Genomic DNA, 10,958 nt, shown 5'->3' with positions numbered 1-10,958 from the left:
ACATCTTGCGTTACTATGCCCAGCGTTGGACAATCGAATGCTTTTTCCGACAGGCGAAAGATCAACTGAAGCTGGATGGATACCGCGTCCGCCACATTCGGGCGGTGAAACGGTATTGGGCGGTGGTGCTCTTGGCCTGCGTGTACAGCATAGCGGAATCCCAGCAAGACCTCTCCACCGGATTGGAGCTTCTTCGATCGCGGAAAGGCCACAGCGTCGTCGAGTTCATTTATAACGCCGCGAAGCAAGAGATTCCCATTGATGTGATCAAAAAACAGCTCCATGTCGCCTAAGGGGTTCCCTGTTTGTCTCTCTAACCATGGAAATTATTGTAATGAAAAATGCTCATCTACAGTTATATAGATGCAATTTGAAGCTTTACCATTTGCAGCTTTTACCGAGTATTTGATCGACTGTCGGGCGACCGAACAACGCCGCTTCCAGACCCATATATGGGTCTGTGAAGCAGGCGGTTGTTCGGTCCTCCGTCACGCCTTGGCGTGACGGAGGCAAGCCTGTGGCTTGCCTTCGACAGTCGAAAATAGACAAACCGCTTTTCCGTCAAGGAGATGTTAAACTTCTTCGTCGCATCTATATAGATGTTTTGCCTGCTCATTTGTTTCATTGCCGATTTTGGGTAAAATTAGAAATGGAAAGGTGACATCCAAAGGAGGAGAATGGAATGAACGTGCGGATTGAACGCGATTCGCTCGGCGAGGTGCGGGTGCCGGCCGACAAGTACTGGGGGGCGCAGACGGAGCGGAGCCGGCAAAACTTCCGCATCGGCAAAGAAACGATGCCGCTTGAACTCATTTACGCCTATGCCGAGTTGAAAAAAGCGGCGGCCATCGTCAACCACCGAGCCGGGAAACTGAGCGAAGCGAAGCAGCGGGCGATTGTGGCCGCGTGCGAGGAAATTTTGGCGGGCCAATGGGATGACCATTTTCCGCTCGTCGTCTGGCAGACGGGAAGCGGCACGCAGACGAACATGAACGTCAATGAAGTCGTGGCGAGACGGGCGAGCGAGCTGCTGGATGAGGGGGAAGAGCGCATTCACCCGAATGATGATGTGAACATGTCGCAAAGCTCGAACGACACATTCCCAACTGTGATGCATATCGCTATATACACGAAAATCCAAACGCACCTCCTGCCAGCGCTTGATGGCTTGATCGGGACATTCGCGACCAAAGAACGCCAATATGGGAAGACGATCAAAATCGGGCGCACCCACTTGCAAGATGCGACGCCGCTCACATTTGGACAAGAGATTTCCGGCTGGCGGGCGATGCTTGACAAAAGCAAGGCGATGATCATGGAGGCGAGTGAGAAGCTGCTTGATTTGGCGATCGGCGGCACGGCGGTCGGCACAGGGCTCAATGCGCCGCCGGCGTTTGGCGAACAAGTCGCCAAACAGCTGCAAGCGCAAACCGGCTACCCATTCCGCTCGGCAGCAAACAAATTCCACGCGTTGACCAGCCATGACGAGATTGTTTACGTCCACGGAGCGTTGAAAGCGCTCGCCGCCGATTTGATGAAAATCGCCAACGACATTCGCTGGCTGGCGAGCGGGCCGCGCTCCGGGCTCGGGGAGATCACGATTCCAGCCAATGAACCCGGAAGCTCGATCATGCCGGGGAAAGTGAATCCGACGCAAAGCGAAGCGATGACGATGGTCGCTGTGCAAGTGTTCGGCAATGACGCCACGATCGGCTTTGCGGCGAGCCAAGGCAACTTCCAATTAAATGTGTTCAAGCCGGTCATCGCCTATAACGCCATTCAGTCCGTGCAGCTGCTCGGCGATGCGATCCGTTCGTTTGATGAACGGTGCGCCCAAGGGCTGGAGGCGAACGAAGCGAAAATGAAAGAATACGTGGACCGCTCACTCATGCTCGTGACGGCGTTAAGCCCGCATATCGGCTACGACCGGGCGGCGGAAATCGCCAAGCTCGCCCATCGCGAAGGGTTGACGCTCAAGGAAGCGGCGTTGAAAACCGGGTATGTCACGGCGGAGCAGTACGAGGAATGGGTGAGACCGGAGAAGATGATTTAAGGGAAAGGCGCTCATCCCGCTTCCGTGGGATGGGCGTTTTCATTTTTGATTTCTCTTTTGATTTCTCCCTTTTTCTCCTTCCCCTTTGTTGCAAATCCATTCCAAAAGTTGTGTATATTCGATATTATATTAATAGTATAAACTAGATAGTGCCTACCCCTAAAAGTCCCATTGATCACCATAAAAGGAGTTTGATGTCATGACGATCAACGAACCGTTGCTTTCCCCGCTTGAGCAAGTTGTCCGCAATATTGAACAAGTCATTGTCGGAAAACGCAATGTCATTGTGCTCAGTTTAACGGCACTGTTGGCCAAGGGCCATGTGTTGCTTGAAGATGTGCCGGGCGTCGGCAAGACGATGCTTGTGCGCGCGCTGGCGAAATCGTTCAGCGCCGAGCTGAAACGGATTCAATTTACGCCGGATTTGTTGCCGAGCGATGTGATCGGCGTTTCCGTCTATAATCCAAAAGAACGGCAGTTTGAGTACAAGCCCGGCCCGATTGTCGCCCATATTGTGTTGGCTGATGAGATTAACCGGACGTCGCCGAAAACGCAGTCGGCGCTGCTTGAGGCGATGGAAGAAGGAAGTGTGACGGTGGATGGTGTCACGCGGGCGCTGCCGCAGCCGTTTTTTGTGATGGCGACGCAAAACCCGATTGAATATGAAGGAACGTATCCGCTTCCTGAGGCCCAGCTTGACCGGTTTTTGTTGAAATTGCATATGGGCTATCCGTCCCCTGACGAGGAAATCGAAATGTTAAACCGTCTAGAAAAGACGGCACCGCTGGCGGAGATCGGCCCGGTGATGTCGCTTGATGAATTGCTTGCGCTGCAACGAAAGGTAGCCGACGTGCATGTGAGCGATACCGTGAAACGATATATCGTCGATCTCATCCAACAAAGCCGTCAGCATGAAGCGGTTTATTTAGGCGTGAGTCCGCGCGGGTCGGTCGCCTTGATGAAAGCGGCGCAGGCGTACGCGTTCATCCATGGCCGCGATTTTGTCATCCCCGATGATGTGCAGCAGCTCGCTCCCTATGTGCTCGCCCACCGCCTGCTCGTCCGGCCGGAGGCGAAATGGGACAAGTTTGATGCGGAAACCATCATCGGACAGCTCATTGCCCGCACGCCGGTGCCGGTGCCAGGGCGGCGATGAGCATGAGAGGAAAATGGAATGGCCGACGATGGCCCGCTTTTCTTCGCCTGTTGCTTTTGGCGGCTGTCTTGTTTTCGTACGCCATGTTTCAAGGTGGATTTGTCAGCTGGTTTTTGTTTTACAGCTTTTTGCCGTTCGGTTTGTATGCGTTCTTGGTCGCGATGTATCCGCTTCGGCGCGCGGCGGTAAGCCGGACGGTGCCGGCGCGGCGCTACCATGCGGGTGAATCGATTCCGGTGATGGTTCGTATCGAGTTGCCGTGGGCGGTTCCGCTGGCGGCGCTTGCTGTTGCTGAGGAAGGGCGGAAGCACGGAGGAGCGATGATTGCTTGGCCGTTTCGCCGCCACCTTTCTTGTACATGGTTGCTTTCCTTGCCGCGCGGCCGTCATCAATTGGAAGCTGTTCGCTTGGAAGCGCGCGATGTCTTTGGCTGGGTGAACAAAACGGCATCGTTTTATGCCCCGTGCACGGTCATCGTCTATCCACGTTATATCGAATGGCCGTCCGAGATGGTGCGCGAATGGTTTGCCCAAGGAAAAGCTGCGCGCACGCTTGCCTATCGCCGCGATATGGCCGTGGCGGCCGGCGCCCGTGGATACGTGCCTGGGGACAAAATGTCGTGGGTGCATTGGAAGGCGTCAGCGCGCAGACAGGAACTGATGACCAAAGAGTTTGATGAACAGCGCAATGACGATTGGATCGTTGTGCTCGACGGCGCCGCGTCTCCATGGTTTGAGGAGCTTGTCACGTTAGCGGCTTCCGTATCGAAGGCGTTGATGGATGAAGGGGTGCCGGTCGGGCTGATCGTTGCTGGAAGAGAGTGTTCTTTCTTAGCGCCGCGCCGTCATGACGGACAGTGGCAGTCGATTCTTCTTCGGTTGGCGGAAGTGGACGTCGGCGGCCAAGAGCCGCTCGCGCATGTTTTAGCTGAGGAGGCGAACTGGAGGACGGCTGCTGGTTGCATCATTGTGACGTCCGCGTTGTCCGCCCAGTTGGCCGGGCAGCTGCGAGCAATGGCACCAAAACGCCATATTGTTCTGTATGTTGTCAACCATGAATGGGGAGAGGACGAGCGGAACTGGGCGGACAGGCTTCGCCGCAGCGGAGTGTACGTATCGCGCATTGACCCGCAGGTGTTGCAAACCGTCCGGCAAGGAGGAGGAGATGGATGAGACCGTTAAGGGCAAACATGTTATCTACCGTGCTGCCTAACGCCCTAGCCGCTTGGCTGCTCACGGAATGGCTTTGGCCGTTAGAGGCCGTCACCGATACAGCGCATATAGGCGTGTTTGTATCATTTGTCGCCCTTTGTTTCGGACTTCATTTGCTCCGTGTTCCCATATGGCTTTCCGCGCTCGGGAAAATGGTTTATATATGGTGGGCGCTTTCTCGTTTATTTTCTTTTGCTTCGATCGCCGCTTTGCCTCATGCGCTTTGGCGGGATAGCATCGTCTGGTTGTTGGGCGATCGGTCTTCTATGCCGAGCGATGCGTTGCGCACCTTTGCCTTTTTTCTGCTGTTATGGGCCGTTTCGTTCCTGTTGCATTGGCTTATTGTACGGCGGAACCGGTGGTTTGTCCCATACGCGTTGACGGTTGGGTATATCGCTGTGCTTGATACGTTTCTGCCATATAGCGGCAACGGGGCGATCCTTCGTCTTGTTGCGCTCGGCTTTTTTGCTTTCGTTTGGCTCCAGGGCGAAGAGCTGCAGGCAAAAGCGCCGTCTTTTCGCATCGGAAAGTGGCGGGCGGCTGCTCTATTCATTCCCGCCGTCGCTCTTGCGGCTGGGTATGCCGGTCCGAAGCTGCCGCCGCAATGGCCGGATCCGGTGGCGTTTATTCACAGCTATGGCGCTACCTCGGAGCAGGAGTCCGATAACCGACCCGCCGCCGGCGTAAAGAAAATTGGCTACGGACAAAACGATTCGCGCCTCGGCGGGCCGTTTATCGCTGATGATACCGTCGTTTTCATTGCCAAAGACCAAGGCCGTCATTATTGGCGCGTCGAAACGAAAGACATTTACACGGGAAAAGGGTGGGAAGCGTTCCAAAGCGAACAAGTCCAGTCGTTTGGAAACGGGGAGCTGATTAGGTATGAATGGTGGAGCGACAAAGTCAAGACGGTCGAGCAGACGGCGGAAATCACCCGCCAAGACCAGGCGTTTCATCTCGTCTATCCGCTCGGCTTGCAACAGGTGCAAACGTCTGACCATATCGTCTACCGCATGCATATGGCGACGGAAAAAATTTATACGACCGATCAAAACGCCAACGCCCTTCCGATCCGTCAGTATATGCTGACGTATATGGAGCCAGATTTTCCGATTGAGGCATTGCGCGCCGCGCCCCCTGTCCAAGACCCGCCCTTTTTGAAACGCTATACGCAATTGCCAGAGACGCTTCCGCAGCGGGTTCGCGAGTTGGCAAAGCAAATTACCGATGGAAAAGAAACCGTGTACGACAAGGTAAAAGCGATCGAGCAATACTTTCATCTGAACGGATACACGTACGAAACGACGGACGTCGCTGTTCCCGGGCCTGGCCAAGATTACGTCGACCAGTTTTTATTTGAGACGAAGCAAGGGTATTGCGACAATTTTTCCACCTCGATGGCGGTGCTCGTCCGCACACTGGGCATTCCAGCGCGCTGGGTGAAAGGGTACACATCCGGACGGTTGGTTGGGGAGCAAGACGGGCAATCGGTTTATGAAGTGCGCAACAACGACGCCCATTCATGGGTCGAGGTGTATTTTGAAGGCATCGGTTGGGTGCCATTTGAGCCGACGCAAGGGTTTGTCAATCCGTATGCGTTCTCGCTTGCCGCTTCGAATCCAGAGGAGCCAGAACCACAGCCGCAGCCGGAAGAACGGGAAACGCCGCGTGTGCCGCTTGATCAATTACTTGAGCAATCTTCGACGGCACAGGCGGAGCATTGGTGGGAGAAGCTGGCGGATGTTTGGTCGTGGAAAACGGGGCTGACTACGCTGGTCGTGTTGGCCGTGTTGGGCGGAGCGGCCTATGCGACAAGGCGGAAATGGTGGCCGCGCTTTACGCTGTTTCGGTTCCGCCGCCGGAAGCTTGATGGGGCCGCCTGGCTCATTTCTGCGTACGGGGCGCTTCTTCGTCATTTGCAAGATTATGGACTTAAGCGTCGGCCGCATGAAACGCTGCGTCAATACGCCGCCGAAGTGGATCGCCTGTTTGAAACAGATGAAATGAATCGGTTGACGAAACTATATGAACGCGCCGTATACGGAACGGGAATCAAGGAAGCCAATGTCCGTGAAGCGGTGAAATTGTGGGAAAATTTAATAAAAAGGACGATCTCTTGACCGCCTGCCGTCAAGTTGATAGAATGAACTCAAATTTGCATACGGACAGACGAAAGCCCTTCATATAAGCGCAAGAATATGGCTTGCGCGTCTCTACCGGGCCGCCGTAAACGGCCCGACTATGAAGGCAGAAGACGCTGCTATTCTGCCTTCATCCATGTTTTGGGCAATGGCAGCGTTATTTTTTTGACGGGGTGGAAAACATGAACCAAGAAATGATCGTCGTCTTGGACTTTGGCAGTCAATATAACCAGCTGATTACCCGCCGCATCCGTGAGTTTGGCGTCTACAGCGAACTGCATCCGCACACGATCCGTGCTGAGGAAATCCGTGCGCTGAACGCCAAAGGAATCATTTTCTCGGGCGGTCCAAACAGCGTGTATGATGAACAAGCGTTTACATGCGACCCAGCGATTTTTGAGTTGGGGCTGCCGATTTTAGGGATTTGCTACGGGATGCAGCTGATGGCGCATCATTTAGGAGGTAAGGTGGAAAAAGCGGTGCACCGTGAATACGGCAAAGCGCTCATCCAAGTCAAAAACGACTCGCTGCTCTTTCATGGGTTGCCGAACGAGCAAGTCGTTTGGATGAGCCACGGCGATTTGGTGACCGCTCCGCCGGCTGGTTTCGCTGTCGATGCGACGAGCCCTTCGTGCCCGATTGCTGCGATGAGTGACGAACGGCGAAAATGGTATGGGGTGCAATTCCATCCAGAAGTGCGCCACTCGGTATACGGCAATGATCTATTGAAGAAATTTGTCTTTGAGGTATGCGGCTGCCGGGGCGACTGGACGATGGAAAACTTTATTGATGAGCAGGTGCGCCGCATCCGCGAACAAGTGGGCGGAAAAAAAGTGCTGTGCGCCTTAAGCGGCGGAGTCGATTCGTCGGTCGCTGCCGTTTTGGTGCACCGCGCCATTGGCGATCAACTTACTTGTATTTTCGTCGACCATGGCCTTTTGCGCAAAGGTGAAGCCGAAAGTGTCATGAAGACGTTCCGTGAGCAGTTCCAGATGAATGTCATTAAAGTCGATGCGAAAGACCGCTTTTTGGCGAAACTCAAAGGGGTCACGGACCCGGAACAAAAGCGGAAAATCATTGGCAACGAATTTATTTACGTGTTTGACGATGAAGCGGCGAAACTTGAAGGCATCGAATTTTTAGTGCAGGGCACGCTTTACACGGATATTATTGAAAGCGGCACAGCAACGGCGCAAACGATCAAGTCGCACCACAATGTCGGCGGGCTTCCGGAAGACATGAAATTTGAATTGATCGAGCCGCTCAATACACTGTTTAAAGACGAAGTGCGCGCCCTCGGAACGCAACTAGGAATCCCAGACGAAATCGTTTGGCGCCAGCCGTTCCCGGGGCCGGGGCTTGGCATCCGCGTTCTTGGAGAAGTGACGGAAGAAAAATTGGAAATCGTTCGCGAATCAGACGCCATTTTGCGCGAAGAAGTGAAAAAAGCTGGGTTGGACCGCGAAATTTGGCAATACTTCACCGTCCTTCCCGACATTCGCAGCGTTGGGGTGATGGGGGATGCCCGCACGTACGACTATACGGTTGCCATTCGTGCGGTGACGTCAGTCGATGGAATGACCGCTGATTGGGTGCGCATCCCGTGGGATGTGCTCGAGCGGATTTCAACCCGCATCGTCAACGAAGTGCCGCATGTCAACCGCGTCGTCTACGATATTACAAGCAAGCCGCCGGCGACGATCGAGTGGGAATAAAAACGAACAAAAGACGGGCATTTCCAAAGAAATGTTCGTCTTTTTTCTTGACAAGCAACCGACAGGCTGATACAATAGCCGTGGAATCATGAATATTGTCGAATTCCGTCGTATAATCCCGGGAATATGGCTCGGGAGTTTCTACCAAGCTACCGTAAATAGCTTGACTACGAGGGATGCGGGATAGGAGAGTGCTTGTTTGTCCTCTCTCTGTTCGTCATTCCTTCCTAGTCAACGCTTCTGGTAGCTGCTAGAAGCGTTTTTTATTTTATGTATAGGAGGGGGCAGACGTGAGAAAGTACTTCCAATTTGATGAGCTTGGCACGAACTATCGGACGGAGATCATCGCTGGGCTGACAACGTTTTTGTCGATGGCGTACATTTTGTTCGTCAACCCGTTTACCTTGTCGCTCGGCGCTGTGAAAGATTTTCCTGATGAACTGCGCATTGACCAAGGAGCGGTGTTTGTCGCTACCGCCTTGGCGGCGGCGTACGGATCGATTTTGATGGGAGTGTTGGCCCGCTATCCAATCGCCTTGGCGCCTGGGATGGGGCTGAATGCCTTTTTCGCCTTCACCGTCGTGCTGCATATGGGCATTCCGTGGCAAACGGCGCTCGCCGGGGTGTTCGTCTCCGGGGTGATTTTTACAGTTTTAACATTGACGGGTATCCGGGAAAAAATTATTGATGCCATTCCGGTGGAGTTGAAATACGCTGTCGGTGCCGGGATCGGGCTGTTCATCACGTTCATCGGCTTGCAAAACGCTGGCATCATCGTCAATAACGACGCGACGTTAGTCGGATTGAGCGATTTGAAAGACGGCAATACACTGCTTGCCATTTTCGGTTTGTTCATCACCGTCGTGTTAATGGTGAAAAAAGTGAATGGCGGCGTCTTTTACGGTATGGTTATTACGGCAATTGTCGGCATGATTTTTGGTTTGATCAAAGTGCCGCATCAAATTGTCGGCGCTATTCCGGATATTTCGCCAACCTTCGGTGTGGCGATCAAACATTTGCCGGACATTTTCTCGTGGAAAATGCTCGGTGTTGTCTTGACGTTCTTTATTGTCGACTTTTTCGATGCGACCGGGACGCTCTTGGCTGTCGCCAACCAAGCCGGGTTGTTGAAAAACAATAAACTGCCGCGCGCCGGCAAAGCGCTGCTCGTCGATGCGACAGCGGTGATGGTTGGGGCGGTGTTCGGCACATCGACAACGACGTCGTACATCGAATCGTCGGCCGGCGTCGCCGCCGGAGGGCGCTCCGGGTTTTCCGCGGTCGTGACGGGGATTTTGTTCCTGCTGGCGTTGTTCTTCTCGCCGCTGTTAAGCGTCATCACCGCACCGGTCACCGCGCCGGCCTTGATTATCGTCGGAGTGCTGATGGCATCATCGATCGGCGAGATTGACTGGAAGAAGTTCGAAGTCGCCGTGCCGGCGTTCTTCACGCTCATCACGATGCCGCTTTCCTACAGCATCGCCACCGGCATCGCCGTCGGCTTCATCTTCTACCCGATCACGATGATTTTAAAAGGACGCGCCAAAGACGTGCATCCGCTGTTATATGTGCTGTTTGTCGTCTTTATCTGTTACTTCATCTTTTTGCGGGAATAGTGATGGAGACGGGAGACTGTTCCAAAAGGCCGGTTGGATGGCCTTTCGGGGCAGTCTTTTTTGTATGTCCTAAAAGACTGGTGATTTAAGGGAAAAAGAGCTCAAAACCAACTCTTCTCAATTTGAGAGGACTTGAAAAATCAATTCTTCTCGCGGCTGATCGGGTCGAGGGCGCTGAACGGCTCATCCATTAAAATGATGTCCGGTTCAGCGGCCAGGGCGCGGACGACGTCGACGCGCCGCTGCTGCCCGCTGCTCAGCTCCGACGGATAGCGGTGCTTGAACGTCGCCGGATCCAATCCGACGAGTTCAAGCAACTCATCGACCCGCTTTTCATAGGCGTGTTTTTCCCATTTTCCCACCTCTAAGCGTGAGCGTAGGTGGGAGAGCGTTCAAATAGTTGACATATAGAAAACTGGGTGATATATTATTAGAGCCGCTTCGATGCGGCGAAAAAAAGCAAAAAACGTGTTGACAAAAATAAAAAAAGATGATATATTACAAGAGTCGCTTTCGAGGAGGTAAGTTCCTCGAACGAAGAAAGGATAGCTCGTTCCTTGAAAACTGAACGAAACGAAGCGCAATAGAAAAGCTGAGGCGCCGTAATTTCGCCTAAAGGCAGCCCGCGTCCTGCGGGCAACGGCGAAATATCGCCATCCTGGCGATCTCAAAGCCAAATGTTCTTCACTCGCAGGGGTGCTTGCACCCCAAGGGGGAAGGTTATTTGGCAGAAGAGAGCTAGGCGCCGAAGCTGGACAATGCGAAAAGCTGATCAATTTTCTTTGGAGAGTTTGATCCTGGCTCAGGACGAACGCTGGCGGCGTGCCTAATACATGCAAGTCGAGCGGACTGGATTGGAGCTTGCTCTGATTCGGTCAGCGGCGGACGGGTGAGTAACACGTGGGCAACCTGCCCGCAAGACCGGGATAACTCCGGGAAACCGGAGCTAATACCGGATAACACCGAAGACCGCATGGTCTTYGGTTGAAAGGCGGCCTTTGGCTGTCACTTGCGGATGGGCCCGCGGCGCATTAGCTAGKTGGTGAGGTAACGGCTCACCAAGGCG

The 10,958-nt window shown here is 53.8% G+C and carries 7 protein-coding genes, 1 rRNA gene, 1 pseudogene and 2 riboswitches; of the genes and pseudogenes, 8 read left to right on the top strand and 1 reads right to left on the bottom strand.

All coding sequences use genetic code 11. The features are described from left to right. From B1A75_RS18460 to B1A75_RS18425, 7 genes are all read left to right on the top strand, one after another. Positions 1-293 (top strand): transposase (locus B1A75_RS18460; protein ID WP_139761767.1); only part of this gene is annotated, 293 nt, incomplete at its 5' end. Positions 294-682: 389 nt separating this feature from the next. After that, positions 683-2,053, top strand: a complete 1,371-nt coding sequence (gene fumC / locus B1A75_RS18450; protein ID WP_074044541.1) for a class II fumarate hydratase — start codon at positions 683-685, stop codon at positions 2,051-2,053. A 199-nt stretch (positions 2,054-2,252) separates the two neighbouring features. Then, a complete protein-coding gene (locus B1A75_RS18445; protein ID WP_074044542.1) occupies positions 2,253-3,209 on the top strand; it encodes an AAA family ATPase in 957 nt (318 codons plus the stop codon). Further along, positions 3,206-4,381 (top strand): DUF58 domain-containing protein, encoded by a 1,176-nt coding sequence (locus B1A75_RS18440; protein WP_074044543.1) that lies wholly within the window; start codon positions 3,206-3,208, stop codon positions 4,379-4,381. The genes B1A75_RS18445 and B1A75_RS18440 overlap by 4 nt, the downstream gene beginning before the upstream one ends. Then, a complete protein-coding gene (locus tag B1A75_RS18435; protein WP_079936678.1) occupies positions 4,378-6,540 on the top strand; it encodes a transglutaminase TgpA family protein in 2,163 nt (720 codons plus the stop codon). Before B1A75_RS18440 ends, B1A75_RS18435 begins: the two co-directional genes overlap by 4 nt. A gap of 40 nt (positions 6,541-6,580) precedes the next feature. Then, positions 6,581-6,682, top strand: a riboswitch (purine riboswitch). Positions 6,683-6,743: 61 nt separating this feature from the next. Beyond that, the gene (gene guaA, locus B1A75_RS18430) at positions 6,744-8,276 is read left to right on the top strand and encodes a glutamine-hydrolyzing GMP synthase (protein ID WP_079936679.1); all 1,533 of its coding nucleotides are present in this window, start codon (positions 6,744-6,746) and stop codon (positions 8,274-8,276) included. Positions 8,277-8,364: 88 nt separating this feature from the next. Continuing rightward, positions 8,365-8,466: riboswitch (purine riboswitch) on the top strand. A gap of 100 nt (positions 8,467-8,566) precedes the next feature. Further along, positions 8,567-9,892 carry an NCS2 family permease gene (locus B1A75_RS18425; RefSeq protein WP_074044546.1) on the top strand — a complete coding sequence of 442 codons (1,326 nt, stop codon included), beginning with the start codon at positions 8,567-8,569 and terminating at the stop codon, positions 9,890-9,892. A gap of 146 nt (positions 9,893-10,038) precedes the next feature. On the opposite strand, the pseudogene B1A75_RS18420 reads toward B1A75_RS18425, so the two are convergent. Beyond that, a pseudogene (locus B1A75_RS18420) lies at positions 10,039-10,248 on the bottom strand (ATP-binding cassette domain-containing protein); the annotation flags it as partial. A gap of 423 nt (positions 10,249-10,671) precedes the next feature. Here B1A75_RS18420 and B1A75_RS18415 point away from each other — a divergent pair. Continuing rightward, positions 10,672-10,958, top strand: a 16S ribosomal RNA gene (locus B1A75_RS18415); the annotation flags it as partial.

The sequence above is a fragment of the Geobacillus sp. LEMMY01 genome, from assembly GCF_002042905.1.
GTDB lineage: Bacteria > Bacillota > Bacilli > Bacillales > Anoxybacillaceae > Geobacillus > Geobacillus proteiniphilus.
The sequence above is the reverse complement of the archived record's forward strand: the minus strand, read 5'-3'. Positions and strand labels throughout refer to the sequence as shown.